The 24,132-nt window shown below is 65.1% G+C and carries 25 protein-coding genes; 18 read left to right on the top strand and 7 right to left on the bottom strand.

The features are described from left to right. The first annotated feature begins 300 nt into the window (after positions 1-300). From mbhE to ACP15I_RS13085, 12 genes are all read left to right on the top strand, one after another. Positions 301-2,589, top strand: coding sequence for a hydrogen gas-evolving membrane-bound hydrogenase subunit E (gene mbhE / locus ACP15I_RS13140; RefSeq protein WP_424975450.1), 2,289 nt, complete (start codon positions 301-303; stop codon positions 2,587-2,589). Next, positions 2,586-3,038, top strand: a complete 453-nt coding sequence (locus ACP15I_RS13135; protein WP_424964981.1) for an MnhB domain-containing protein — start codon at positions 2,586-2,588, stop codon at positions 3,036-3,038. The genes mbhE and ACP15I_RS13135 overlap by 4 nt, the downstream gene beginning before the upstream one ends. Next, complete coding sequence (locus ACP15I_RS13130) at positions 3,038-3,442, top strand: Na+/H+ antiporter subunit C (protein ID WP_424964980.1); 405 nt, start codon at positions 3,038-3,040, stop codon at positions 3,440-3,442. Before ACP15I_RS13135 ends, ACP15I_RS13130 begins: the two co-directional genes overlap by 1 nt. After that, positions 3,439-4,974, top strand: coding sequence for a Na+/H+ antiporter subunit D (locus ACP15I_RS13125; RefSeq protein ID WP_424975449.1), 1,536 nt, complete (start codon positions 3,439-3,441; stop codon positions 4,972-4,974). Before ACP15I_RS13130 ends, ACP15I_RS13125 begins: the two co-directional genes overlap by 4 nt. Then, entirely contained in the window at positions 4,971-5,324 is a 354-nt protein-coding gene (locus ACP15I_RS13120) for a Na+/H+ antiporter subunit E (protein ID WP_424964978.1), read from the top strand. The genes ACP15I_RS13125 and ACP15I_RS13120 overlap by 4 nt, the downstream gene beginning before the upstream one ends. Next, complete coding sequence (locus ACP15I_RS13115) at positions 5,317-5,679, top strand: monovalent cation/H+ antiporter complex subunit F (RefSeq protein ID WP_424975448.1); 363 nt, start codon at positions 5,317-5,319, stop codon at positions 5,677-5,679. The genes ACP15I_RS13120 and ACP15I_RS13115 overlap by 8 nt, the downstream gene beginning before the upstream one ends. Further along, on the top strand, positions 5,676-6,023 hold the full coding sequence (gene mnhG, locus ACP15I_RS13110) for a monovalent cation/H(+) antiporter subunit G (protein WP_424964976.1): 348 nt from the start codon (positions 5,676-5,678) through the stop codon (positions 6,021-6,023). The genes ACP15I_RS13115 and mnhG overlap by 4 nt, the downstream gene beginning before the upstream one ends. Beyond that, on the top strand, positions 6,010-6,624 hold the full coding sequence (locus ACP15I_RS13105) for a VOC family protein (RefSeq protein ID WP_424975447.1): 615 nt from the start codon (positions 6,010-6,012) through the stop codon (positions 6,622-6,624). Before mnhG ends, ACP15I_RS13105 begins: the two co-directional genes overlap by 14 nt. Continuing rightward, complete coding sequence (locus ACP15I_RS13100) at positions 6,621-7,106, top strand: N-acetyltransferase family protein (protein WP_424975446.1); 486 nt, start codon at positions 6,621-6,623, stop codon at positions 7,104-7,106. Before ACP15I_RS13105 ends, ACP15I_RS13100 begins: the two co-directional genes overlap by 4 nt. Positions 7,107-7,193: 87 nt before the next feature. After that, positions 7,194-7,877 carry a TerB family tellurite resistance protein gene (locus ACP15I_RS13095; RefSeq protein WP_424975445.1) on the top strand — a complete coding sequence of 228 codons (684 nt, stop codon included), beginning with the start codon at positions 7,194-7,196 and terminating at the stop codon, positions 7,875-7,877. A gap of 8 nt (positions 7,878-7,885) precedes the next feature. After that, a complete protein-coding gene (locus ACP15I_RS13090) occupies positions 7,886-8,890 on the top strand; it encodes an endonuclease/exonuclease/phosphatase family protein (RefSeq protein WP_424975444.1) in 1,005 nt (334 codons plus the stop codon). Positions 8,891-8,937: 47 nt separating this feature from the next. After that, positions 8,938-9,264 (top strand): AAA+ family ATPase, encoded by a 327-nt coding sequence (locus tag ACP15I_RS13085; RefSeq protein ID WP_424964971.1) that lies wholly within the window; start codon positions 8,938-8,940, stop codon positions 9,262-9,264. Here the strand turns inward: ACP15I_RS13085 and ACP15I_RS13080 are convergent, their stop codons facing one another. The 4 genes from ACP15I_RS13080 to ACP15I_RS13065 all read right to left on the bottom strand — a co-directional run bounded on the left by ACP15I_RS13080 (position 9,265) and on the right by ACP15I_RS13065 (position 14,858). Continuing rightward, the gene (locus tag ACP15I_RS13080) at positions 9,265-10,785 is read right to left on the bottom strand and encodes a Ppx/GppA family phosphatase (RefSeq protein WP_424964970.1); all 1,521 of its coding nucleotides are present in this window, start codon (positions 10,783-10,785) and stop codon (positions 9,265-9,267) included. 93 nt (positions 10,786-10,878) lie between these two features. Continuing rightward, on the bottom strand, positions 10,879-13,053 hold the full coding sequence (locus ACP15I_RS13075) for an RNA degradosome polyphosphate kinase (RefSeq protein ID WP_424975443.1): 2,175 nt from the start codon (positions 13,051-13,053) through the stop codon (positions 10,879-10,881). A 39-nt stretch (positions 13,054-13,092) separates the two neighbouring features. Beyond that, positions 13,093-13,779 (bottom strand): chromosomal replication initiator DnaA, encoded by a 687-nt coding sequence (locus ACP15I_RS13070; protein WP_424975442.1) that lies wholly within the window; start codon positions 13,777-13,779, stop codon positions 13,093-13,095. Beyond that, a complete protein-coding gene (locus ACP15I_RS13065) occupies positions 13,776-14,858 on the bottom strand; it encodes an AI-2E family transporter (RefSeq protein WP_424975441.1) in 1,083 nt (360 codons plus the stop codon). Before ACP15I_RS13065 ends, ACP15I_RS13070 begins: the two co-directional genes overlap by 4 nt. Positions 14,859-15,289: 431 nt before the next feature. Here ACP15I_RS13065 and proS point away from each other — a divergent pair, with 431 nt between their 5' ends. From proS to ACP15I_RS13040, 5 genes are all read left to right on the top strand, one after another. Further along, positions 15,290-16,627 carry a proline--tRNA ligase gene (gene proS / locus ACP15I_RS13060; RefSeq protein WP_424975440.1) on the top strand — a complete coding sequence of 446 codons (1,338 nt, stop codon included), beginning with the start codon at positions 15,290-15,292 and terminating at the stop codon, positions 16,625-16,627. Between the two features lie 11 nt (positions 16,628-16,638). Further along, positions 16,639-17,202, top strand: a complete 564-nt coding sequence (locus ACP15I_RS13055; protein ID WP_424975439.1) for a peroxiredoxin — start codon at positions 16,639-16,641, stop codon at positions 17,200-17,202. 111 nt (positions 17,203-17,313) lie between these two features. After that, the gene (gene aqpZ / locus ACP15I_RS13050) at positions 17,314-18,000 is read left to right on the top strand and encodes an aquaporin Z (protein ID WP_424975438.1); all 687 of its coding nucleotides are present in this window, start codon (positions 17,314-17,316) and stop codon (positions 17,998-18,000) included. Positions 18,001-18,254: 254 nt separating this feature from the next. Then, a complete protein-coding gene (locus ACP15I_RS13045) occupies positions 18,255-19,541 on the top strand; it encodes a lipoprotein-releasing ABC transporter permease subunit (RefSeq protein WP_424975437.1) in 1,287 nt (428 codons plus the stop codon). Next, complete coding sequence (locus ACP15I_RS13040) at positions 19,534-20,217, top strand: ABC transporter ATP-binding protein (RefSeq protein WP_424975436.1); 684 nt, start codon at positions 19,534-19,536, stop codon at positions 20,215-20,217. The genes ACP15I_RS13045 and ACP15I_RS13040 overlap by 8 nt, the downstream gene beginning before the upstream one ends. Positions 20,218-20,345: 128 nt before the next feature. Here ACP15I_RS13040 and ACP15I_RS13035 read toward each other — a convergent pair whose 3' ends face one another. From ACP15I_RS13035 to ACP15I_RS13025, 3 genes are all read right to left on the bottom strand, one after another. After that, the gene (locus ACP15I_RS13035) at positions 20,346-20,918 is read right to left on the bottom strand and encodes a VPLPA-CTERM sorting domain-containing protein (protein ID WP_424975435.1); all 573 of its coding nucleotides are present in this window, start codon (positions 20,916-20,918) and stop codon (positions 20,346-20,348) included. Between the two features lie 493 nt (positions 20,919-21,411). Then, positions 21,412-22,110 carry a hypothetical protein gene (locus ACP15I_RS13030; protein ID WP_424975434.1) on the bottom strand — a complete coding sequence of 233 codons (699 nt, stop codon included), beginning with the start codon at positions 22,108-22,110 and terminating at the stop codon, positions 21,412-21,414. A gap of 88 nt (positions 22,111-22,198) precedes the next feature. Continuing rightward, a complete protein-coding gene (locus tag ACP15I_RS13025) occupies positions 22,199-22,633 on the bottom strand; it encodes a DMT family transporter (RefSeq protein WP_424975433.1) in 435 nt (144 codons plus the stop codon). Between the two features lie 140 nt (positions 22,634-22,773). On the opposite strand from ACP15I_RS13025, the gene ACP15I_RS13020 reads away from it, so the two are divergent. Further along, positions 22,774-23,175: a c-type cytochrome gene (locus tag ACP15I_RS13020; RefSeq protein WP_424964958.1), complete on the top strand. Its 402-nt coding sequence runs from the start codon at positions 22,774-22,776 to the stop codon at positions 23,173-23,175. Positions 23,176-24,132: the final 957 nt, after the last annotated feature.

The raw sequence follows: 24,132 nt of genomic DNA, 5'->3' as shown, positions 1-24,132 counted from the left end.
TTTGATAGGAATAAACTATCAAAATTTATTAAGCCATTGGGTTTTTAAAATCAACGACGACATCATATCAAACTCATCGAAGGCAGTATGCCACGGGAGGCGCCGATCTTGCCCACGTCCTTCATGTTTCCTCATGTCGGGCAGGAGTAGGGGCCGAAAATACGGGCCACGACCAGGAGTGGATCTGATCGACTTCTAGGCCTGTGCCGTCCATTGGACGGCTGAGGGTCGCGCTACATCCGGGGCCGTGGCGCGACCCTCTTTATTTTTAAAAATTGCCCCAGATGCCTGCACCGCTAGGTGAACGAAGACGAGGCGCTCTTGCGCGCCCCCAATATAGAACGTGTGCCCATGCCCCGGCTCCTGACTCTCCTTCCCGCCGCAATCCTTGCGCTGATTGCGCTTTGGTTTGCCCAATTCATTCCACAGGTGGCTGCCGGAGAGGTCGTCACCTGGTCGCGTCCGTGGATCCCGGGTCTCGGGATCGAGGTCGCCTTCCTGATCGATGGTCTCTCGCTGCTCTTTGCGCTGATGGTGACCGGGATCGGGGCGCTCATCTTCCTCTATGCCGCGGTCTATTTCAAAGGCCATCCCAAGCTCACGATGTTGCTGACATTGCTGACGCTGTTCGCGATCTCGATGCTCGGACTGGTGCTGGCGGATGATGCGGTGACCCTGTTCGTCTTCTGGGAAGGCACGACGATCACCTCTTTCCTGCTGGTCGGGTTCGACCACGAGAAGACCAAGGCGCGGGACAATGCGCTCCAGGCGCTTCTGGTGACGGGGCTCGGGGGGCTCGCGCTGCTGGCGGGGCTGATCCTGCTGGGGGCCGAGGCGGGCACGTTCCGGATTTCCGAGATGAACGCGGCAGGCGATCTGATCAAGGCGTCGGCCCTGTATGTTCCGATCCTCATCCTGATCTTCATCGGGGCTTTCACGAAATCCGCGCAGTTCCCCTTTCATTTCTGGCTGCCCGGGGCGATGGCCGCGCCCACGCCGGTGAGCGCCTATCTGCACTCGGCGACGATGGTAAAGGCGGGGATCTACCTGCTGGCACGCCTGACCCCGGCCCTTGGCGGGACGGAGGTCTGGTTCTGGACGCTGACCCTCGTGGGCGCGATCACCATGGTCTGGACCTCGGTTCTGGCGCTGAAGCAGACCGATCTGAAGCTGATGCTGGCCTATACCACGGTGATGGCGCTCGGCGCGCTCACCATGATGCTGGGCGGCGGGACGCGCTATGCGGTGATGACTGTCGCGGTCTTTCTGGTCGTGCATGCGCTCTACAAGGCGGCGTTGTTCCTGACCATTGGCCTGATCGACAAGGGCACGGGCACGCGCGAGACAACGCAGCTCGGCGGGTTGCGCGGGGCGATGCCGGTCACATTCGTGATTGCGCTGCTCGCGGCCATGTCCATGGCCGGGCTCGCGCCTTTCGTCGGGTTTATCGGCAAAGAGCTGATGTATGAGGCGGCACTTGGTGTGCAGACCGAGCCGCTCTTTGTGGCCACGGCGGCCCTGCTGGCCAATGCCAATATGGTGGCGGCGGCGGCGCTGGTGGCGATCGCGCCCTTCTTTGGCGCCCGGCTGGCGACGCCGAAAGCGCCCGCGGATCCCTCCCCATGGCTGTGGAGCGGGCCGGCCCTGCTGGCGGTGTTGGGACTGGTCTTCGGGCTCATGCCCGCGCTGATCGCCGGGCCAATCATCACGCCGGTGGTGCAATCGATCCTGCCGGGGGAGGACCCTGTCTATCTCGCCCTCTGGCATGGGGTGAACCTGCCGCTGATGTTGTCGCTTCTGACCTTCGTGCTGGGGTTCACGCTTTACTATGGCCGCGCGAAGGTGCGCGCCTCTCTGCGGAGCACCAATTTCACCGGCGGGCTGGATGCGAACGAGACTTACGAGCTGGTGCTGAAAAGCTTCAAGCGCTTTGCGGCCTGGTCGGCGCGCACGGTGCAGGGGGGCAAAATGACGGTCTATCTGCGCACGGCCTTCACGGTGCTGGCCCTGCTGATGTGGGGGTCGCATCTCGCCTCGCGCGACGCGTTCAACCCGCCGGTTGAAGGGTTGTCTCTGGTGCCGCTGGTGATCTGCGCGCTGATCGCGGTGTCGGCAGCGGTGGTGCTGACCACGGGCTCGCGGCTCTATGGCCTGACCGCGCTCGGGATCACCGGGGCCGGGGTCGCCATCCTCTTCGTGTTCTACTCGGCCATCGATGTGGCGATCACCCAGATCCTGGTGGAGATGCTGGTGGTGTTCATCCTTGCCGTGGCGCTGGTCAAGCTGCCCACCATGCCGCAGGAGCGGAACTTCCGCGCGGGCGATGCGATGATCGCCTCTGCACTGGGGCTCGGCGTGGCCTTCGTGGTGGCCTCGGTGCTGATGCAGCCCTTTGACCCGCGCATCAACGAGTTCTTCAACGCGGCCAGCTACCCCGAGGCGCTGGGCCGGAACGTTGTGAACGTGATCCTTGTGGACTTCCGCGCGCTCGACACGCTGGGCGAGGTGGCGGTGGTTCTTGTGGCGGCGATCTCTGCCGCTGCGGCCCTGACGGCGGGCCTGCGGGCCCGGAAGAAAGTAGACAAATGAACTCCACGATCCTTCAGACAGCGACCCGGGTGCTTGTCCCGCTCTTCTTGCTGATCTCTCTGCTCATCCTGTGGCGCGGGCACAATGCTCCGGGCGGCGGCTTTATCGGAGGCCTGATGGCGGTGATTGCCGTGGCGCTCTATGCGCTGGCCGAGGGGGTCGACAGAGCGCGCAAGCTTCTGCGCATCGACGCGCTCTCGCTCGCGGGGCTCGGGCTGGCCATGTCCGTGGCGGGCGGGCTCTGGGGGGCTGCCGTGGGCGGTGCCTTCCTGCAGGGGGTTTGGCCGTTCTATGGCTATGTTCCCGGCGAAGGAACGCAAGGCTGGCCGGTCGGGTCGATCCTGCTGTTCGACACGGGCGTCTTCGTGACCGTGCTCGGCGCGGTCTGTGCCGTGCTCTTTTCGCTGGAAGACGCGGTTTTCGCCGAGCAGGACGAGGAGGCGCGCTGATGGAAATCGTGATTGCAGCGCTGGTTGGCTTTCTCGTCGCCGGGGGCGCGTATCTGATGATGAGCGGGCAGCTGATCCGCTTTCTCTTTGGGCTGGTTCTCTTGTCGAACGCGGCCAATCTGGGGATCTTTGCCGCCGGGCGCATGACCTATGCGACGCCGCCCTTCGTTCCCGAAGGCTCGACCGAGGCCGTGGCCGGGGCGGCCAATGCGCTGCCGCAGGCGCTGATCCTGACGGCCATCGTGATCGGGTTCGGCCTGCTGGCCTTCGCCTTGGCGCTGGCCTTCCGCGCCTGGCAGAGCCTCGGGACGGTCGAGATGGACGCCATGCGGGCCTGTGAGCCGCTGGAGCCGCCGAAACCGCAACCGGCCTCGTCCAATATCCGTCTGGAGGCGGCAGAATGATCCTCGTCTGGCCCATTGCGATCCCGATGATCACGGCGATCCTGACCCTGCTGTTGCGCCATCGCAGCGGCGCGAATGCAGTCTCTCTGCTGGGGGCGGTGGCGCTGCTCGGCTCGGGGCTGGTCCTGTTGCAGGCCGTGCTGAGCGGTGGCCCGATCTCGGCCCAGATGGGCGGATGGGAGGCCCCGTTCGGCATCACCCTCTTCGCGGATATCCTTTCGGCGGCCATGGTGGTCATTGCCGGGATCGTCGGCGTGGCCGTGATTGTCTACAGCCAGTTCGACGTGACCGATGACGAGCGTCGGGTGGGGTTCCACCCGCTCAGCCATGCCCTGCTGCTGGGGGTGTGCGGCGCGTTCCTGACCGGCGATATCTTCAACCTCTATGTCTGGTTCGAGGTGATGCTGATCGCGTCCTTCGGCCTGCTGGTGATCGGCGGTCGCCGGGATCAGATCGACGCGGCGGTGAAATATGTCGGGCTCAATCTTGTGGCCACGCTCGCCTTTCTGACCGGCGTCGGGATTCTCTATGGCGCGGCGGGGACGCTGAACATGGCGGATCTGCATCTGGTGCTGGCGGATCGTCAATCCGAGACGGCGGTGCTGGCCTCGGCGGCGCTCCTGCTCTTTGCCTTTGGCGCGAAGGCGGCGATGTTCCCGGTCTTTGCTTGGCTGCCGGCCTCGTACCACACGCCTGCCTTTGCGACCTCGGCGCTGTTCGCGGCGCTGCTGACCAAGGTCGGGGTCTATGCGCTCTTGCGGGTGTTCACGGTGGTCTATGATGGCGGTGGCGGCTTCGTGCAGCCGATCCTGCTGATCGGTGCGGTGCTGACCATGGTGATCGGCGTGCTCGGCGCGGCGGCGCAGAACGATGTGCGGCGGATCCTGTCCTTTCACATCATCAGCCAGATTGGCTACATGGTGCTGGGTCTCGCCCTCTTCACGCCGCTGGCGATCATCGGGGCGATCTTTTACCTCTTCCACCACATCATCGTGAAGGCGAACCTGTTCTTCGTGGCCGGGCTTATCAAGCTGAAGGCGGGCTCCGAGGAGCTCGACAAGATCGGTGGTCTGCTGAAGGCGTCGCCCTTCCTCGCCGTGCTTTTCCTGATCCCGGCGCTGAGCCTCGCGGGCATCCCGCCGCTCTCGGGGTTCTGGGCGAAGTTCATCATTGTGCAGGCCACGCTGGAGGCGCGCGACTGGTGGGTGGCGCTGGCCGCGCTGGCGGTGGGTCTGATCACGCTCTTCTCGATGACCAAGATCTGGCTCGCGGCCTTCTGGAAGGATCATCCGGATCCCGACCACAACCTGGCACAAGCCATGCCAAGGACGATGATCGGGCCGATCGCGGTGCTTGCGGTCATGACCGTGATCATCGGACTGGGGGCCGGGCCGCTCTATGCGGTGGCCGAGGAGGCGGCGATCACGCTGCTGGATCCGTTGGCCTATGTCGAAGTCGTTCTGGGCCCCGAGGTCGCCGAGACCGCCCGGGCCGAGCGTGCAGCCCTGCAACTGGCGGAGGTGTCCGAATGAAATTCGTGCTGAGACTGTATTACTCGCTCAACCTCTTTGTCTTTTTCGTCAAGGAGCTGATCGTCTCCAGCCTGCGGGTGGCCTGGGATGTGATTACGCCAGAGATGAAGGCGCGGCCCCGGCTGATCGTCATGCCGCTCGACGCCAAGACGGATGTGGAGCTGATGCTGACGGCCAATATCATCTCGCTGACCCCGGGCACTCTGTCCATCGACCTGAGCGCGGATCGCAGCGAGTTGCTGGTGCATTCGATGTTCGGCGCCGAGGACCCGGAGGGGGAGATCGCCGCCATGAAACATGGGATCGAACGCCGCGTCCTGCGGGCGACACGGGGGACGCGTCATGCTTGATCTTCTGGGCAGCCTCTTGCTGGAAACCCGTCAGACCGGCCCGCTCGGGGTCGCAGTGCTGCTGACCTTCGTGATGGTGACGGCGGCGCTGGTCCTGTCGACCATCCGCCTTCTGCGGGGGCCGACCCTGCCGGACCGGGTCGTGGCGCTGGACCTGATCTCGATCCTGCTGGTGGCGATGCTGACGCTCTTTGCGCTGTCGAGCGAGGTCGAGGCCTATCTCGACGCGGCGCTCGTGCTGGCGCTGGTGGCGTTTCTGGGCACCGTGGCGCTGGCGCGCTTCGTGCTGCGGTCGGGACGCAATTACAAGAACGGGCAACCGGATACCGCCCCGGGCAAGGAGGATAACGTATGACCGCCATTGACTGGATCGCGGGCTCACTGCTGCTCTGCGGTGGGTTCTTCACCTTCATCGCTGCGCTGGGCGTGGTGCGGATGCAGGACGTCTATATCCGGATGCATGCCTCGACCAAGGCAGGCACGCTGGGGGTCGGCATGATCGCCGCCGCCGCTGCGCTCACCGTGGATGCCGAGGGGATGGCGAAGGAGATTGCGATCATCCTCTTCCTGCTGTTCACTGCGCCCATCGGTGCGCATGTGATCGCCCGGGCGGCATTCCAGTCGCGCGTGCCGCTCTGGGGCCAGAAAGACAACGACATCAACCGTGACAACTTCAAATGCGAGAATGAGCGGACCTGACCCGGTCCTGCGTTTCGACCATATCGCCATTGCCGCCACGCGGCTCGAGGACGGGGTCGCCTGGCTCGAAGAGCGGCTCGGCGTGGCCCTTGCCCCGGGCGGGCAGCACCCGGCCATGGGCACCCATAACCGGCTCTTGTCCCTGGGCCCGGATCTCTATCTCGAGGTGATCGCCATCGACCCGGACGCAGCCCCGCCGGGGCGCGCCCGCTGGTTCGGGCTGGACCGGTTCGAGGGGCCACCCCGCCTGCAGTCCTGGATCGTGGCCGCCCCGCCGGGCATGGCACGCCCGGCCTATGCCGGGCCGCCCGTGGCCCTCAGCCGGGGCGATCTGCGCTGGAGCTTTACCGTGCTCGACACCGGCGCATTGCCCTTTGACGGGGTCGGCCCGCCAATCATCACATGGGAAAAGGGCGGTCATCCGACCGAAAAACTCGCCGATTGCGGCGTGCGCCTGACAGGGTTGCGCGTCACCCATCCGCGCGCCGACGCGTTGCGCGAGGCCCTGACCGGTCTGCAGGCGGATCTGGTCGAGATCACCGAGGGGCCCGCCGCCCTCAGCGTGACATTGCGCACGCCCAAGGGCGAGGTCACCCTATGATCCGCGCGGCGCAGGCGGCGGATGCGGCGGCGATTGCGGGGCTGTGGTCGGCGCTGATCCGCGAGACGGCGGTGACCTTTAACGCGATCGAGAAGACGCCCTCGGATGTCGCGACGCTGCTGCTGGAAAAGTCAGAGGAAAACCTGCCTTTCTTCGTGGCGCTTTCCGGCGACGAGGTCATGGGCTTTGCCACCTATGGCCCGTTCCGGAGCGGGATCGGCTATGCCCATACCATGGAGCATTCGATCATGCTGGACGCCCGGGTGCGGGGGCTCGGCCTGGGGCGCGGGCTGATGGACGCGCTGGAGGCGCACGCGCGCGGGCGCGGGGTCCACACGCTCTGGGCCGGGGTGAGCGGCGAGAACCCGGATGGCGTGCGGTTTCACCGCCATATGGGCTTCACAGAGCTTGCCACGCTGCCGGAAGTCGGCTTCAAGTTCGACCGCTGGATGGATCTGGTCCTGCTCTACAAGCGCCTCTGACCGGCGCCGCGCGCCCGGGCGCGTCTTCTTGCACATGCGGCATCCCTTGGGCTGACAGGGTGTCGTGGAACCTCTAGGATTCGCGCCATGTCGATCTGGTCCCGTATTGCCGATGCCGTTGCCGCCTTCCGGTCGGGCGAGAGCCTGTCCAAGGTCTTTGAAACCCTGCGCTCCCCGCCGGAGCGCACGGTGGCCTTCACCATTGCGGTGATCGCGTTGAGCGCGAAGATGGCGAAGGCCGATGGGCTGGTGACCCGCGACGAGGTGACGGCCTTTCGCGAGGTGTTCACCATCGCGCCGGCGGATGAGCCCCATGCGGCCAAGGTGTTCAATCTCGCACGGCAGGACGTCACCGGATACGAGATCTATGCCGAGCGCATCGCCGAGATGTTTTCCGATGACGAGGACACGCTCACGGACCTGATGGAGGGGCTCTTTCACATTGCCATGGCCGATGGCACCTATCACCCGGCCGAGAACGCGTTTCTGGAATCCGTGGGCGATATTTTCGGGCTGAGCGACATGTGTTTCCGGCGTCTGCGGGCGCAGCATGTGCCCGATGCCGAGCCCGATCCCTATGACGTTCTGGGGGTCGATCCGTCGGTCTCGCTCGAAGAGGCGCGGAAGGTCTGGCGCGGGCTTGTGCGCGAGACCCATCCCGACCGGATGATGGCGCGCGGTGTGCCCGAAGAGGCGATCAAGCTCGCGGAGCGGCGACTGATCGCGATCAACCGGGCATGGGAAGAGATCCACCATGCCAAGTCGGCCTGAGCCCGGCCATGCGGATCGCCACCTACAATGTGGAGTGGTTCACAGCACTTTTCGACGAGGACAACCGGCTGCAGGCTGACGATGGCTGGTCACGCCGCCGGGATGTGACCCGCGCCATGCAGGCCGAGGCGCTGGGCGCGGTGTTCCGTGCGATGGATGCGGATGCGATCATGGTGATCGAAGCCCCGGATCAGGGATCCCGGCGGTCGACCCGCGCAGCGCTGGAGGGGTTCGCCGCCCGGTACGACCTGCGCACCTCGCGCGCGCTCAGCGGGTTTGCCAGCGACACCCAGCAGGAGATCGCGCTGCTCTATGATCCCGACTGGCTCTCGGCGGCGCATGCGCCCTCGGATCTGGGCGCGCCCCGGTTCGACATGGACTTTGCGCTCGATCTCGATGTGGATGCGGTGCCGGATCCCGTGCGCTGGTCCAAGCCGCCGCTCGAGCTGTGGATCACGCCGCGCGACGGGGTGCCTTTCCGGATGATCGGGGTGCATGCCAAGTCCAAGGCCCCCCATGGCGCGCGCTCGCCCGAGGATGCCACCCGGATCGCCATTGCCAACCGGCGCAAGCAGCTTGCCCAATGCATCTGGCTGCGCCGCCGGGTCAGCGCGCATCTGGCCGAGGGCACGCCGCTGATGGTGCTGGGCGATTTCAATGACGGGCCCGGGCTCGACGTCTATGAGAGGCTCTTCGGGCGCTCGGGGGTCGAGATCGTGTTGGGGGAGGGGGCCGAGGCGCCGCTTTATGACCCCCATGCCGCCGAAGCGCTGGAGCGTCGGTTGGGGACCATGCCCAGCACCGCGCGGTTCTTTCGCAAGGACACCAACCGCTATCTGGCGGCGCTGCTTGACTACATCATGGTCTCGGCGGATCTGCGGGCGCGGGCGGGCCTCTGGCGGATCCTGCATCCTTTCGATGACCCGGACTGCTTTGGCGATGCCGATCTGCAATCCGCGCTTCTGACCGCATCGGATCACTTTCCGGTGGTCTGCGAGCTGGACCTGTCCTGAACGGCGCGGGCGCTCTATACTGTCCGCATCACATGAGGAGACGCGAGATGATCCGGACCACGGCCCTCCTTCTGGCGCTCTGCGCTGCGCCAATGACCGCACCAGCGCAAGAGACCCCGCCGCTTCCCGAGCTGGACGAGAGCTTCGATCTCTTTGCCGATGGCGCACGGGAGTTTTTCGAGAACCTGGAAAGCGAGCTGTCGCCGCTGCTCAAGGATCTGGGGGAGCAGTTCGAAGGGCTGAGCCGCTATGAGGCGCCCGAGATCCTGCCTAATGGCGATATCCTCATCCGGCGCAAGCCCGATCCCGAAACGCTGCCGCCCGCACCGCGCCCCGAGGGCACGACCGAGATGGATGCGCCGGTCGAGCTTTGATCAGATCAGAACGCGCGGTTCCGCATCCAGCGAGGCCGCAAGGGACTTGAACCGCGCCTCGGCCACCTCGCCAAAGAGGTCGCGAGTCTCGACCGGCATACGCAGCTCGAGGATTTTCTTTTTCGGATAGAGCTTCAGCCGTCCCATCTTGGTCGCGTCCTGCGCCGCCAGCATCGCGCCGAACCGCATGGCCTTGCCCAGAACCTCGGCCTTTTTCTGGTCGCGCTCGGGCAGAAGCTCGTAGAAGGCTTCGAACCGGGTGCCCGCGCGGCTGTTCTTGTAGCGGTGCAGCAAGGCCAGCCCGAGGAAGATCCGCTCCGCATGGTCGAGCCCGGCCAGATTGGCACGGGTTGCCGTGTCGAAACAGACCTCGGCCCGGTAATCCGGATGGGCCCGCCAGCTGATATCGTGGAGCAGGCAGGCCGCCTTGGCCAGGCGTCGCGTCTTCTCGCGTTCGCTGGAAAAGAGCGGTTTCAGAAACTCGTAGAGCGACCGGCCAAAGCCCGGGATGCGCGCCGACTGCGCCTCAGCATAGCGGCAGGCCTCGATCAGCGGGTCGCGGTTGCGCAGCTTCTGGGGCATCTGCTCATAGAGCAGGCCTTCGCGGATCCCATAGGCGGAAATCGCGATCTCCCGGGGGCGGAAGGTCCGGATCAGCGGGCTGAGCACCTGGCTTGCCTCGGGCAAGAGGGTGATACGGGCCTCGCCGATGCCGGACATTGCGCGCAGCTCCTGCAGGCTGTGGGATTTCATCCACGTCAGTGTATCCGAGACCGAGCGCGGGCTCATCCGGTACTCATGGAGCACGGCGAGCGGGTAGTTCCGCCGCACCATGTCGAGCCGCGCAATTGCCCGCCACGAGCCGCCCACGAGGAACAACCGGTCATAGCTGCCGTCGATCTTGCCGCGCAGGGTGGAGAGCTCGGATTTGATATGCGCCTTGAGGCCCTTCTTGCCGCCGCGCACATCGCGCAGCTTCAGCGGCCCCAGTGCCGAGGTCTCGCGCCGTCCGACCCGCCCCTCGGCCACCTCGGCCAGCTCCAGCGATGAGCCCCCGATATCGCACATGAGCCCGGTCGCGCCGGGCCAGCCCAAAAGGACGCCTTGGGCGCTGAGCCGTGCCTCTTCGGTGCCATCGATAACCCAGAGGCGGAGGCCGGTCTCCTGCGTCAACTCCTCCCGAAACGCAGGACCGTCCTCCGCCTCCCGCATTGCAGCTGTTGCGACAGCCACCAGCGGGGTCACGTTCATGGATTTGGCAAGCAGCACAAAGCGCTTCATCGCATCCATGGCCCGGATGCGGCCCTCTGGGTTGAGCCGCCCGGTCTGGCTCAGGCCGGCCCCGAGGCCCGCCATCACCTTTTCATTGTAAAAATAGGCCGGCGAGCGCGCCGCCCCATCAAATACCACCATCCTGACCGAGTTGGATCCAACATCAATCACCCCTACGCGGCCCAAGGCCTGCGCGGTTGGATCTTGAAAAAGCGGACGGCCGAACGGACCCCAATCTTCGTCTTGCACCGGTGCCCCGTTCGCTACCCCCACGGTCGCTTGCTGACCCTAGGCAAACAGACCCAGCACCGTCAATTCCTTTTTCGCACAAATATCCGGCGTTTAGTCCCGGGAGTGGGTCAATTCGGGCACGTCGGATGCGCCCGCCGATCCGCGCCCGGAAAGCGAGGGATTTTCCATGAAAAAACGGTGGCAATTGAACATCGGACCATCGGCCCGCTCGGTCTCGCGCTGGAAGGATCCGTCGGGGCAGAGCACCCAGCTCTGGGCGGTGTCGGCGAGATTCGCGGCCATGATCTGGCTGACGATCTGGGCTTTCACCGTCGCGTTCTTGATCTCGACCAGAGTTTCGACCCGGCGGTTCAGGTTGCGCCCCATCCAGTCCGCCGAGGACATGAAGACCCGGCTCTTCTTGGCGGGCAATCCATGGCCATTGCCGAAACAGACGATCCGCGAATGTTCCAGAAAGCGGCCGACCACGGATTTCACCCGGATGTTCTCGGACAGCCCCTTGATGCCCGGGCGCACGCCACAGATCCCGCGAACAACGAGATTGATCTTCACCCCGCGATTGGAGGCATCATAGAGCGCGTCGATCACATCCGGTTCGATCACTGAATTCATCTTGGCCCAGATCTCGGCCGGGCGTCCGGCTTCGGCATGTTTCGCCTCGGCGTCGATCATCTCGATCAGCGTCGACTTCATGGTGATCGGTGAAATCGAGAGGTTTTCCAGCATCGCGGGCTCTGCGTAGCCGCCGATGTAATTGAACACCTTCGTGGCATCGCGCCCCAGTGCTGCATCGCAGGTAAAGAGGCTGAGATCGGTATAGATCCGCGCGGTGATCGGGTGGTAATTCCCGGTGCCGTAATGGGTGTAGGTGACCAGCTTGTCGCCCTCGCGGCGCACGACGCTGCTGATCTTGGCGTGGGTCTTGTAGTTGATGAACCCGTAGACCACATGCGCGCCCGAGCGTTCGAGCTTGCGCGACTGGCGGATATTGGCGGCCTCGTCAAAGCGCGCCTTGAGTTCCACCAATGCGGTGACGGATTTGCCGTTCTCCGCCGCCTCGCAGAGCGCGTCGACGATCGGGCTCTCGTTCGAGGTCCGGTAGAGGGTCTGCTTGATCGCGACCACATTGGGATCCCGGGCCGCTTGGGCAAGAAAGCGGATCACCATGTCGAAGGTCTCGTAGGGGTGGTGTAGCAGCATGTCCTTTTGCTGGATCGCGGCGAACATGTCGCCGTCGAAATCCTGAACCCGTTCGGGCACGCGCGGCGTGAAGGACGGCCATTGCAGGTCGCGGCGGCTGTCCAGCACCAGCTCCTTGAGGTCCGACAGGCCGATCAGCCCGTCAATCTCGATGATCTCGGCATCGCTGACACGCAATTCCTCGACGATCACGGCGCGCAGGGCTTTGGGCGCGCTGGCCGACAGTTTCAGCCGCACAACCTCGCCGCGGCGGCGCCGCTTCAGGGCGACCTCGAACTCGCGGACGAGGTCTTCGGCCTCATCCTCGACCTCCAGATCGCTGTCGCGCAGGACGCGGAAGGCGCAATGCCCCTTGATCCGGTAGCCCGGGAACAGGTCGGGGATCTTCTGCAAGAGCAGGTCCTCGAGCGGCAGGAAGCGCTGGGTGCCGTCCACCTCCGGCAGGGCGACAAAGCGGTCGATCTGGGTCGGGATCGGCAAGAGCGCCTTGAGCTCGCGCTTGTCGCGGGTGCGCTCGAGCTGCAGGGCCAGCGAGAAGCCTTCATTGGGTATGAAGGGAAAGGGATGCGCGGGGTCGATGGCGAGGGGCGAGAGCACCGGAAAGACATTGGACATGAAGACCGCATCGATCCGGGCGAGGTCCTCCTTGGTGAGTTGCCCGCGATTGAGCACGGCGATCTTTTCCTCGGCCAGCTCCGCCAGCAACCCCTCGAGCGTGCCCTGTTGCCGTTCCATCAGGCGCCGCGCATCGGCGTTGATCAGCACCAGCTGCTCTTCGGGCGAGCGGCCATCGGCGGCAGGCGTCGTGTTGCCCTCGCGGGCGAGCTCGCGCAGGCCCGCCACGCGCACCGAATAGAACTCGTCGAGATTGGTCGCCGAGATCGACAGGAAGCGCACCCGTTCCAGCAGAGGGACACGCGGGTTCGCGGCCTCTTCGAGCACGCGGAAATTGAAGGCCAGCCAGCTCAGTTCGCGGTTGAAGAAGCGGCCCGGACCGGTGCGCTCCTCCTCGGGCAGGGAAATCGCGGGCGGGAAGGGGTCGGTCAGGAAATTCGCGTATGTCATGGGAACGGTGTCGCCTTGGCGTGTAACGGGAGGATGACCCTAACCTTCTGCCGGGTCGAGAGAGCCGAGGATTTCGGTCGCGAGTGTCGTGTTGATGGCGCGGCCCTCGCTCAGGGCGCGGTGGTCGAGCTCGGCCACCAGCGCGCGGGCGGCGCCGAAGGACCGCTCCATCCGGCGCAGCAGGAACGGGATAAGCGGCGGCGGGGGCAGGATCTGCCGGTCCTCGAAGAGCTTCGCAAGTACCCGCCCCAGAAGCAGGTCATCGGGCGGGGCCAGCTGGGCCAGGGGCATGGCCTGCAGGCGGCTCGCCAGATCGGGCAGGGCGATGGCCCAGCGGGCGGGCGGTGTCTCGCCGGTGACCAGCAATCCGCCCCCCTCGGAGGTGATGCGGTTATGCAGGTGAAACAGCGTCTCCTGCGCCTCGCCCGCGCCGAACATCTTGTCGGCATCCTCGACCACCACATGGGGCGGCAGGTCCACGAGCCCGGCCAGCGTCAGGTCGCGCCCGGCGATGATGGCGCCGCGGCTGCGGGCGGCCCAGATCTGAGCCAGGTGCGACTTGCCCGAGGCTTCGGGCCCGCTGATCACAAGTCGCGGAACGGGCCAGGCGGGCCAGGCGTCAATCCGCGCCAGCGCGTCGGCATTGCAGGGCGCTTCGATGAAATCCGCGCGCCCCAGTGCCGGCATTTGCGGCAGGGGAAAGGTGAGCTGCTGCGGCGCGCTCATGCGGACTCGTCATCCTTGGTCGGGCTCCCCACGATCCCGCGATAGAGCAGGCCCCCCTGGTACTGCCCGATGGCAAAGCGCACGAGCACACCGATCATGGCCGAGACCGGCACGGCGACCAGCATCCCGACAAAGCCAAAGGCGGTTCCGAAGGCCGAGAGCGCAAAGAGCAGCCAGACCGGGTGCAGCCCGACAGAGCCGCCCACCAGCTTGGGCGTGAGGTAATTGCCTTCGATCATCTGCCCCATGATGAAGATCAGCCCAACGGCCACGATCCAGCCCGGATCGCCCCAGAACTGGAACATCGCGAGTCCGATGGACAGCGCGCCTCCGACCAGCGAGCCCACATAGGGGATAAAGGTCAACAGGCCTGCGACCGCCCCGACTACGAGGCCGAATTGCAGGCCCACCAGCATGAGCGCCACGGAATAGAACGTCCCCAGGATCAGGCAGACCGTCAGCTGCCCGCGCACGAAGCCGGCCATCACCGCATCGACCTGGCTGGCCAGCTCGCGGATGGTCGCCTGGTGATCGCGGGGCAGCAACCCGTCAATCCGCGCGACCATATGGTCCCAGTCGAGCAGCAGGTAGAACGCCACGACCGGGCAGACCACGATGAAGATCACCGCATTGATCACCCCGAGGGCAGAGGCGAAGACCTTCTCCACCAGCTCGCCGGAGCGGGACTTGATGATCTCACCCAGGGTCGCGAGCGACTGGCGGACGGTGGAGTCCGGGTCGTTCATCGACGGGAAGCGGTCGGACAGGAAGGTCTGGAGCTGAGACAGGATCTCGGGGATGGCATCGCCAAGCGCTATGGTCTGGGAAATCAGGGTCGGGATCACCAGAAGGGCCGCGATCACAAAGACGACCACAGCGACCAGGGCGATGATCGCCGTCGAGATCGTGCGGCTCAGACCCATCTCTTCGAGCCGGTCGGCCACCGGGTCGAGGAAATAGGCGATCGCGCCGCCCACGACGAAGGGCAGGATGACATTGCCCAGCAGCCAGAGCAGGGCAAGGAAGACCGCCGCGGCGATGCTCCAATAGATCAATTGTTGGCGAGCTGGCAGAGCCATGGGATGCCTCCGAAGGGGAGCCTGTGCAGAATAGCTGTTCCTAGCTTCATGGCCAAATCCCACCCGGCTGGCAAGGGCAGGGCGGCGCAGATTGCAAGGCAGGACCGGCAAAGCGCGCATGGGACCGATTTGGCGCGGGCGGTTGGGCGGACGGGGGGGCATGGCCCGCGCGCTGCGCGGGCCGACGCGCGTCGTTCTGAGCGTTTCACGGGTCCGGCACATGTTCCGGGGCGCACCCCCGGCCTTGTCGCGCGTCGCGCCCTCGCGGGGTCCGCGAGGGCCATGGCACCCGGTCGGCCACGGGGGCGACCCGCAAAGACAGGGGGGACCCGTCGCCGGACCCGGGCCCCCAAGGCCCGCAGCGCCTTGAAGCGGTTCCGGGGATGGCCTAGACCGAGCGGAACCGTTCCCTATTGCCAGAGGCTCGCTCCATGCGCCTGTCCCGCTACTTCCTGCCCGTTCTGAAGGAAACCCCTGCCGAAGCGCAGATTGTCAGCCACCGGCTGATGCTGCGCGCAGGCATGATCAAGCAGGCCAGCGCGGGGATCTATTCCTGGCTGCCGCTGGGCTTCAAGGTGCTGCGCCGGATCGAGCAGATCGTCCATGAGGAGCAGCAGCGCGCGGGCCATATCCCCATGCTCATGCCGACCCTGCAATCCGCGGATCTGTGGCGCGAAAGCGGGCGCTATGACGATTACGGGCAGGAGATGCTGCGGATCACCGACCGTCATGGCCGGGATATGCTCTATGGCCCGACCAACGAGGAGCTGATCACGGATATCTTCCGCTCGAATGTTGCGAGCTACAAGGATCTGCCCCTGACGCTCTATCACATTCAGTGGAAGTTCCGCGACGAGGTGCGGCCGCGCTTCGGCGTGATGCGCGGGCGCGAATTCCTGATGAAGGACGGCTACAATTTCGACCTGACCAAGGACGACGCGCTGCACGCTTATAACCGGCATCTGGTCAGCTACCTGCGCAGTTATGAGCGGATGGGCCTGCAGGCGATCCCCATGCGCGCCGATGGCGGCCCGATTGGCGGCGACTATACCCATGAATTCCTCGTGCTGGCCGAGACCGGCGAGAGCGAGGTTTTTTATGACAGCGAGATCACGGACCTGAAATTCGGGGACCGCGAGATCGATTATGATGATGTCGCCCAGTGCCAATCGGTGCTGGAGGAGTTCACCTCCCGCTATGCCCGTACGGACGAGACCCATGACGAAGCGGTCTTCGCGGAGGTCCCCGAAGCGCGCCGCCGGTCTGCGCGTGGCATCGAGGTCGGTCAGATCTTTTATTTCGGCACCAAGTATTCCGAGGCCATGGGCGCGACCGTCATCGATGCGGAGCAGAACCAGGTGCCGGTCCATATGGGCAGCCACGGGATCGGGGTCAGCCGCCTCTTGGGGGCGATCATCGAGGCCAGCCATGACGACAAGGGCATCATCTGGCCCGAGGGCGTGACCCCGTTCCATTGCGGGATCGTGAACCTCAAGCAAGGCGACGAAGCGGCGGATGCGGCCTGCGATGCGCTCTATGGGGCGCTGACCGCGGCCGGGCTCGAGCCGCTCTATGATGACCGCAAGGAACGTGCGGGCGGCAAGTTCGCCACCATGGACCTGATCGGCCTGCCCTGGCGGATCACCGTGGGGCCGCGGGGGCTCAAGAACGGTGTCGTCGAACTGACCAGTCGCAAAACGGGCGAGAGCGAGGAGCTCACGCCGGAGGCCGCCGTGGCCAAGGTTGTTGCGCGCTACGCCGCCCTCTGAGGGGCGCGGTCATGGCGGAACACGGGTTCGAGATCGACTGGTCGGAACTGCCCACGCCCGAGGATGATGGCGCGGCATCCCATCTGACCGGGCGCGCGATGCCGGCCCTGCGCCTCCGGGCGACGGATGGGACGGATGTGGCGCTGGATGGGCTGCGCGGGGTGAGCGTGCTCTATCTCTATCCGATGACCGGAACGCCGGGCGTGGCACTGCCCGAGGGTTGGAACGAGATCCCCGGTGCCCGCGGATGCACCCCGCAAAGCTGCGCCTATCGCGACCGGTTCGCCGAGTTGCAGGCGGCGGGGGCGGATCATGTCTACGGCATCTCGACCCAGAGCCCCGATGATCAGGTCGCCGCAGCCGAGCGGCTGCATCTGCCCTTTGCGCTGTTGTCCGATGCGGATCTTGCGCTGGCCCATGCGCTCAAGCTGCCGCTGTTCGAGACCTCCGCCGGGCCGCATCACAAGCGCATGACGCTGATCCTGCGCGATGGCGTGATTGCAGAGGTGTTCTACCCGGTCTTTCCGCCCGATGCGGATGCAGGCCGGGTGATGGACTGGCTGGCGACGCCGTAATCCGCCCCATATTCTGTGTCATGTGACATAGGCACTTTCCCCCCGGTCGATGGACTCGTCTAGGCTGTTCACACGCCTGTGAGGCGCTGGAACCAGAGCGAGGGGGATCGCATGTTCAAACGTTGGCTGGCCGAGTTTATCGGCACGTATTGGCTTGTCTTCGGGGGCTGCGGCAGTGCGCTTCTGGCGGCTGGGGTCGCGGATGTGGGGATCGGATGGCTCGGGGTCAGCCTCGCCTTCGGCTTGAGCGTGCTGACCATGGCCTATGCGGTCGGCGGGATCTCCGGCGGGCATTTCAACCCGGCCGTCACGCTCGGGCTAGCCGTGGCCGGCCGGTTCGAATTCAAGGATATCGCGCCCTACTGGGTGGCGCAGGTGGTCGGGGGCTCTGCCGCTGCGGCCACGTTGTTCATCATCTTCTCCGGGCAGTCGGAATTCGCAGGCGCCGGCGGGTTTGCGTCCAATGGCTTTGGCGACCTCTCGCCCGCGGGCTACGGTATGATGGCCTCCATCACGATTGAGGTCGTGCTGACGGCGGTCTTCGTGATCGTGATCCTCGGGGCGACCTCGCATCTGGTGCCCGAAGGCTTCGCGCCAATCGCGATTGGCCTGTGCTTGACCCTGATCCACCTGATCTCCATCCCGGTGACCAACACCTCCGTGAACCCGGCGCGCTCAACGGCGATGGCGCTCTTTGCGGAAACGGGGGCGCTCAGCCAGCTCTGGCTCTTCTGGGTGGCGCCACTGGCCGGTGCGGTGATCGGCGCGGTCATCTGGGGCGTGCTGGACGAAGACTGACCTCTTCGTCAAGGAAACCGGGGGCGCGGGCGCATGCGCCCGCGCGGGACCCGCGCAGGGGGCACTCCGCGCGCCAACCCGGATCTCGGCCAAAACGGAGCGCGTCCGCCGCGATGCTGGCATCGCGGCCACCGGGCGCTCTGAGAGGGTCCGCTGGCCCCGACCTTGGGCGGCCCTCGGCCACCCCCGCACGCTTGGCGATTGACCTTGGCGCGCGGCGCGATAAGACCAAGCTATCCATATAGGAGCCTGCCTTGGCCAGTTCGCCACCGCCCTTTGCCCGATACGAATGGTTGATCGCGTGGCGCTACCTGCGCGCGCGCCGTGCCGAAGGCGGGGTCAGCGTGATGACCTGGATCAGCCTTGTCGGCATCACCCTCGCGGTCTTTGCCCTGATTGCGACCCTCGCCGTGCGCAGCGGCTTTCGCGCCGAGTTCGTGGACACCATCCTCGGGGCCAACGCCCATATCACCGTCTATAGCGCGGTCTATGATGCCGAGACCGGCAGCACCAACCGCCTGATGCCGGATTACGCCGCCCAGACCGCGGCCATCGCGGCCGTTCCCGGGGTCACACGGGCGGCTCCGCTGATCCGGGGGCAGGTCATCACGACCCATAACGGACGCACCTCTGGGGTTGAGGTCTACGGTCTGGCCGAGGCCGACCTCCGCTCGCTGCCCGGGATTGCCGCCGATGGGACCGGGCGCGGAGACCTCTCTCGCTTTGCCAGTGGGATCGCCATCGGCTCCGGCGTGGCGCGCGAGCTGGGGGCGGGGGTCGGGGACAGCATCCGCCTGATCTCTCCCGACGGGGTCAAGACCCCTTTCGGCACCAGCCCCCGGGTCAAGGCCTATGAGGTGGTCCATGTCTTCTCGCTCGGGCGGTTCGACATCGATCGCACCCGGGTCTACATGCCCTTCGCCGAGGCGCAGTCCTTCTTCAACCGCGAGGGCGGGGCCGATGAGATCGAGGTCATGGTCGCGTCGCCGGAACGCGTGCAGGACTGGTCCGACCCGCTCCGCGCCGCGGCGGGGGACGGCGCGCTCTTGTGGTCCTGGCGCGATGCGTCGGGCAGCTTCCTCCGCGCGCTGGAGATCGAGGACAACGTCATGTTCGTCATCATGTCCATCCTCGTCCTGATCGCGGCCATGAACATCATCAGCGGTCTCGTGATGCTGGTGAAGAACAAGGGCCGCGATATCGGCATCCTGCGGACCATGGGGCTGAGCGAGGGCGCGGTCCTGCGGGTTTTCTTCATCTGCGGCGCAGCCACCGGGGTGATCGGGACGCTCTGCGGCGTGATCCTCGGCTGTCTCTTCGCGATCTATATCGACCAGATCTTCTCCTTCGTGAACTGGGCCGGGGGCGGCGGGGTCTGGGACCCAAGCATCCGGGGCATCTATCAGGTCCCGGCCAAGCTGGAATTCGGCGATGTCCTCTCGGCGGTGCTCCTATCGCTCGGTCTTTCCTTTCTGGTCACCATCTTTCCGGCGCGCCGAGCGGCACGGATGAACCCGGTCGAGGCGCTGCGCTATGAGTGACCCGGTGCTGGTGCTGGACGGCCTTCAGAAGACCTATAACGCAGGCACCCCCGGCGAGATCGCCGTGCTGCGCGGTGTCTCCCTGAGTCTCGCCCCGGGGGAGGTCGTGGCGCTCGTCGCGCCCTCCGGCTCGGGCAAGTCGACCCTGCTGCATATCGCGGGGCTGCTGGATGTGGCGGATGCGGGGCATGTCACCCTCGCCGGGCAGGTCGTGGCGGGGCTCGGAGACCGGACGCGCACAGCGCTGCGGCGCCAGGCGGTCGGGTTCATCTACCAGTTTCATCACCTGTTGCCCGAATTCTCGGCGCTGGAAAACGTGGTCCTGCCGCAACTGGCCAATGGCGTGGCCATGACCGCCGCCCGCGCCCGGGCCGAAGCGCTGCTCGGGTCCGTGGGCCTGTCGGAGCGGCTCGACCACCGTCCTGCGGCCCTGTCCGGCGGCGAGCAGCAGCGCGTGGCCTTCTGCCGGGCGCTGGCGAACCAGCCCCATCTGCTGCTGGCGGATGAGCCCACGGGAAATCTCGACCCGGCAACCTCCGAGACGGTCTTCGATGCGATGATGGGACAGGTGCGAGATACCGGGCTCAGCGCGCTGATTGCCACGCATAACCCCGAGCTGGCGGCCCGGATGGACCGGGTCTTGCGACTGGACGACGGACGTCTGATCGACGGATAGACGGCCTCGAACGTCTGTCTGCGCGGGCGAACGGAATTGCGGAACAGGTCCGCCCGCGCAGGGTCACACGTCCGCGAGACCTCAGGCCCTGTGTGACAGGCCCTCGGTCTCGTGGGTTGTGCGAAGACTTAGGCGGAGCGCTTGCGCCGTGCAGCCACAAGACTGCCCAGACCGCCCAGCAGCAGAAGCGCCGGCGCCGGAAGCGGAATGGCCGAAATCTTCAGGTCATAGAGCGCCGCGGTGCCCGTTGCAGAACCCTGCGTGCCATCGATCGACAGGATATAGGTTCCCGCCGCGATGTTGCTGAAGATGTTCTCGTCCATCGTGGTGGCCGAGCTGACATTGGTCAGGAAGGTCTCGGTCGCGACGGTGTTCATCATCGAGTCGATCAGCGAGATCGTCACTTCCTTGCCCGATGCCACGAGCTGCGGGTCGTCCCCTGCAAGCACCACGTCATGGTCCACCAGTCCCGACAGGTCCGCGCTTACGGAACCGCCAGCATCCAGCAGATAGCCATCAAAGTCGAAATCGAGGTTGAAGGCCGTGGAGACCTCGAAGGTGAACCGGTCAACCGACGACACGATCCGACCGTGGATTTGAAGATCATCCGACCCGATGAATGCGTTGCCGCCGTTGAGCGCGTTCAGGTCAAACCCGCCCCCTGCGTCGTCGGCATCATCCAGATCAACAGAGCCTGCCACCAACGCGCGGTTTTGGCCCTGACTTTCCGTAACGGTTAGTGTCGCAGCCGATGCTGCCCCTGCATAAGCAAGGGTTATCGCGGCTGCCGCAATCGTTAATTTGGTGATCATTTTGTACTCCGATACCAATAAAACTGCCCAACCCGGGCTCTTTCAGCCTGCATGATCGGGGCTCTGGGTCAACGGGCGCGTCACAGGGCTTGATCACGGTTAATAATTGTTAGTCATTTCAATGGCAATTTTGAGCGCCGCCTCGGATAGCGCGCCTCTTTGCAATAGTAGACATGCTGCACTGTCCATTTTTGCGGAGTCTTCCGCTCAGATTTTGTAGGTGATTCGCCCAAGGCGCACTGGTTTTCAAAAGAGACTACGGGCAATGCTGCGCTGCAGCTTTTTCGACCAGTCTGGCAATGAAAAACCAGCGGCTCATCCTTTGGGACGAGTGGCCGCTGGCAGGTAGAAACTCAGTCCTTTTGCGATCCCTTTTTCGGGATCAGGCGCTCCGGCGACGGCGCCGCAGCGCGAAGAGAGCGACCCCACCCGTTGCCAGCAACGGCAGGGCGGGCGGCACCGGGATGGTCTGTACCGGGGCGAGCAGGGCGCTGCTGCGCATGGTGGCGGCATTCGCATCCGAGATCCCGGGAACGTAGCCCGGTTGTCCCGCGATCGAGACGTTCAACTGGGGAAACATCAACTGCGTGGACAGGTCGGCATCCTCGTGCTCGCCGCCCAGGACATGCCCGACCTCATGTGCGGTGATCTGGGTGCCGATTTGGTCGGAGTAGGTATCTTGGACGATGGCAAACGGAAAGTCATCCGCATCCAGATAGGCCAGGCCGACCGTGTCCCCGGTCAGATCGCCGAGGAATGCGACATAAACCGTGTTGGGTTCGATCTTGGGTTCGAGAAAGAGCCCGAAAGTCGCCAATGCAAGGTTCGGATTGATATCGCCATTGGAGTCCGACACCAGCGGGAACCCGAGCAGGGCAAAGGAGTCCAGAACAGTCACCTGAATGTCGATCTGGCCATAAATCTCGTTGAGATAGTCTTTGTCGATGGTCACTTTCCCACAGCTGTCATTGACGAAATCGTCTGTGCAAAGCGAGACGGGCTGCAGGTTGAGGGATAATGACGTGGCGGACGCAGGCAGAGCCGCGACCATGAGAATGAGCGATAGAAAAAGGGCGCGCATGGGTGGGCTCCGCAACAATGGAAACAAGTTAGTCTACAGTCGGCGCCGAACGCCTTAAGGTTAATATGGAACGGAAGGCCCTGTGAACTCAAGCCTTTTGCGTGAGGTAAACGCCGATAATCATGGCGCCGATGCCGAGGGCGCGGGTGAGTTCTAGGGGGGTTTGGCGCGCACCGAAGAGGCCGAAATGGTCGATCAGGGCGGCGGAGGCGAGCTGGCCCAGCAGGACGAAGAAAATGGCGTTGCCGACCCCGAAGCTTGGCGCAACATAGGTGACGGACAGCACGTAGAAAGCCACGAAGAGGCCCCCGAGGAAGAGGTGCTTGGGCTGGGCCGAGAGGGCGTCGACCCCCTTGGCGCCGGTGACCAGCATGGCCGTGCCAGCCACCGCGAGGGCCACGAGAAAGAGTACGAAAGCGGCGGTGGCGGGGGCCCCGATCTGCGCGCCGAGCCGGGCGTTCAGGGCCGCGAGAAGCGGGATGCCGAACCCCGCCAGTAGCATGATGGTGGCCTGTAGGGGCATGGGTGATCTCCTCCGCTCTGCCCGGCGGAGTTTGGCCCCGGCACGTGGGCGGGGCAAGGCCGCTTGAGCGACATCAAGGTGCGAATTCTCCCCATGGGCTAGGGTTCTGCGTGGGACGAGGATATACGCAGGAGGCGAAAATGCGTTGGATTATCGGAGGTTTGGCTGGAATGACGCTGGCGCTGGCGACCGGGGCCGTCGCGGATCCGGTGGATGAAGGACGGCAGCTTTTCCGGGATTACTGCGTCACCTGCCACGGGATGGAGGCGGTCGGGGATGGCCCGATGACGCAGGTCCTGACGATCTCGCCGCCGGACCTGACGCGGCTGGGCGCGGATAATGACGGGGTCTTTCCGGTGAGCCGCGTGGTGGCCCGGATCGACGGGCGGATGCCGGTGCTCGGCCATGGCGGCCCCATGCCGGTTTTCGGCGATCTCTTCGACGGTGAGGCAGGCGCTCTGGACAGCGAAACCGGCGCGCCGATCCTGACCAGCCGCTCCATGGTGGCCGTGGTCGAATACCTCAAGACGCTGCAACGCTAGGCGCTGCTTGCGCAGGGGAGCCCGGTGCGTCTTGGGCCGCGGATCGGGTGCTTTGCCGCGCGATGACGGAGGCCTGACCATGGCTGACTGAGGGCGTCTGACCCCTGTCGGCACCCTGTCGGACATGTGTCGGGCAACTGTCGGGCATTTTGTCAGACAATCGCGTTTTCGCCCGAACTCGCGGCGTTTTGCCCGCCCAGAAATTGTGCGGCATTGGTTAACAAAATGCGCCGCGCGCGCGGCATCATTAACCTTTTCCGCGACAGTGCCCCGGGGGGATCGGCCCATGGATGTGGCTACTTCGGGGACATCCCGCGGAACCGATTCCCCCTGGCATCGGGACGTGCTTTTCGGCGTTCCTGCGGCGCGGGGGTGAGGGGCGGTTCGGCGGAGCCAGTGACGGGGTCAGGGGTTTTCAGATCTCGAAAGTGGAGCGCCGGGGGCGATGCTCATGGAGCGATTTTGTCAGGGCCGCAGCCGGTTTGATGGGGTGAGGGACGGTTCGGCGGAGCCGATGAAAGGTCCGGGGGACCTTTCAAGTCCCGAACGCGCGGAGCGCCGGGGACACACCGCTTGGAGTTTATCCGTTCTTGCGTGTCGCCGTTTGAACAGGGCCGCGGCCGGTCCGAGGGTGGTAAGCGCGCAGCGCGTCCGCCGGTGTGGGGGTGAGGGATGGTTCGGCGGAGCCGATGAAAGGTCCGGGGGACCTTTCAAGTCCCGAACGCGCGGAGCGCTGGGGACACACCGCTTGGAGTTTATCCGATTTTGAGTGTCGCCGTTTGAAGAGGGCCGCGACCGATCCGAGGGTGGTAAGCGCGTATGCGCGTCCGCCGGTGTGGGGGTGAGGGTTGGTCCGGCTTGCCGGTGAAACGTCCAGTGGACGTTTCAAAGCCCGAACGCGCGGAGCGCCGGGGACACACAGCTTGGAGTTTATCCGTTCTTGCGTGTCGCCGTTTG

Origin of the sequence: Dinoroseobacter sp. S124A, from assembly GCF_049801015.1 — a bacterium.
Classification (GTDB): Bacteria; Pseudomonadota; Alphaproteobacteria; order Rhodobacterales; family Rhodobacteraceae; genus Dinoroseobacter.
This window is presented reverse-complemented; position numbering and strand designations above follow the sequence as displayed.

Coding starts and splice junctions, on each gene's coding strand:
- ACP15I_RS13135 (WP_424964981.1), top strand. CDS start 2,586: ATGAACTCCACGATCCTTCAGACAGCGACCCGGGTGCTTGTCCCGCTC.
- ACP15I_RS13130 (WP_424964980.1), top strand. CDS start 3,038: ATGGAAATCGTGATTGCAGCGCTGGTTGGCTTTCTCGTCGCCGGGGGC.
- ACP15I_RS13125 (WP_424975449.1), top strand. CDS start 3,439: ATGATCCTCGTCTGGCCCATTGCGATCCCGATGATCACGGCGATCCTG.
- ACP15I_RS13120 (WP_424964978.1), top strand. CDS start 4,971: ATGAAATTCGTGCTGAGACTGTATTACTCGCTCAACCTCTTTGTCTTT.
- ACP15I_RS13115 (WP_424975448.1), top strand. CDS start 5,317: ATGCTTGATCTTCTGGGCAGCCTCTTGCTGGAAACCCGTCAGACCGGC.
- mnhG (WP_424964976.1), top strand. CDS start 5,676: ATGACCGCCATTGACTGGATCGCGGGCTCACTGCTGCTCTGCGGTGGG.
- ACP15I_RS13105 (WP_424975447.1), top strand. CDS start 6,010: ATGAGCGGACCTGACCCGGTCCTGCGTTTCGACCATATCGCCATTGCC.
- ACP15I_RS13100 (WP_424975446.1), top strand. CDS start 6,621: ATGATCCGCGCGGCGCAGGCGGCGGATGCGGCGGCGATTGCGGGGCTG.
- ACP15I_RS13095 (WP_424975445.1), top strand. CDS start 7,194: ATGTCGATCTGGTCCCGTATTGCCGATGCCGTTGCCGCCTTCCGGTCG.
- ACP15I_RS13090 (WP_424975444.1), top strand. CDS start 7,886: ATGCGGATCGCCACCTACAATGTGGAGTGGTTCACAGCACTTTTCGAC.
- ACP15I_RS13085 (WP_424964971.1), top strand. CDS start 8,938: ATGATCCGGACCACGGCCCTCCTTCTGGCGCTCTGCGCTGCGCCAATG.
- ACP15I_RS13075 (WP_424975443.1), bottom strand. CDS start 13,053: ATGACATACGCGAATTTCCTGACCGACCCCTTCCCGCCCGCGATTTCC.
- ACP15I_RS13070 (WP_424975442.1), bottom strand. CDS start 13,779: ATGAGCGCGCCGCAGCAGCTCACCTTTCCCCTGCCGCAAATGCCGGCA.
- ACP15I_RS13065 (WP_424975441.1), bottom strand. CDS start 14,858: ATGGCTCTGCCAGCTCGCCAACAATTGATCTATTGGAGCATCGCCGCG.
- proS (WP_424975440.1), top strand. CDS start 15,290: ATGCGCCTGTCCCGCTACTTCCTGCCCGTTCTGAAGGAAACCCCTGCC.
- ACP15I_RS13055 (WP_424975439.1), top strand. CDS start 16,639: ATGGCGGAACACGGGTTCGAGATCGACTGGTCGGAACTGCCCACGCCC.
- aqpZ (WP_424975438.1), top strand. CDS start 17,314: ATGTTCAAACGTTGGCTGGCCGAGTTTATCGGCACGTATTGGCTTGTC.
- ACP15I_RS13040 (WP_424975436.1), top strand. CDS start 19,534: ATGAGTGACCCGGTGCTGGTGCTGGACGGCCTTCAGAAGACCTATAAC.
- ACP15I_RS13030 (WP_424975434.1), bottom strand. CDS start 22,110: ATGCGCGCCCTTTTTCTATCGCTCATTCTCATGGTCGCGGCTCTGCCT.
- ACP15I_RS13025 (WP_424975433.1), bottom strand. CDS start 22,633: ATGCCCCTACAGGCCACCATCATGCTACTGGCGGGGTTCGGCATCCCG.
- ACP15I_RS13020 (WP_424964958.1), top strand. CDS start 22,774: ATGCGTTGGATTATCGGAGGTTTGGCTGGAATGACGCTGGCGCTGGCG.